This window comes from Neptunomonas sp. CHC150, from assembly GCF_030397555.1.
Taxonomy (GTDB): Bacteria; Pseudomonadota; Gammaproteobacteria; order Pseudomonadales; family Balneatricaceae; genus Neptunomonas; species Neptunomonas phycophila.
Genome location: NZ_JAPNXU010000066.1, coordinates 1 through 329, shown reverse-complemented (window position 1 = coordinate 329; position 329 = coordinate 1). Strand labels below are relative to the sequence as shown.

At 46.5% G+C, this 329-nt stretch carries 1 protein-coding gene; it reads left to right on the top strand.

The window, feature by feature from the left end:
- The coding region (locus tag OW491_RS18205) for a Mu-like prophage major head subunit gpT family protein (RefSeq protein ID WP_290037305.1) at positions 1-302 on the top strand (302 nt) is incomplete at its 5' end.
- Positions 303-329: the final 27 nt, after the last annotated feature.

Genomic DNA, 329 nt, shown 5'->3' with positions numbered 1-329 from the left:
AGATGTGTATAAGAGACAGGGGTGTTGATGGTCGTTGTAACGTTGGTTTCTCTTTTCCTCAAATCGCGATTGGTTCTAAAGACACGCTAAACGAAGCGAACTATGCATTGGCTAAGAAGCAGCTGCTAGAGATGAAACGTGCAAACGGCACTCGCCTTGGCACTCGCGCTACCACGCTTGTGGTTGGCCCTGCGAACGAAGCCGCTGCTAAGAAGCTTATTAGCCGCATGTTGATTGAAGGTGGTGATTCCAACATCTACTACAACGACGTTGAAATTGTTGTTAGTACCGAAGTCGAGTAATCGATAACCTGTCTCTTATACACATCT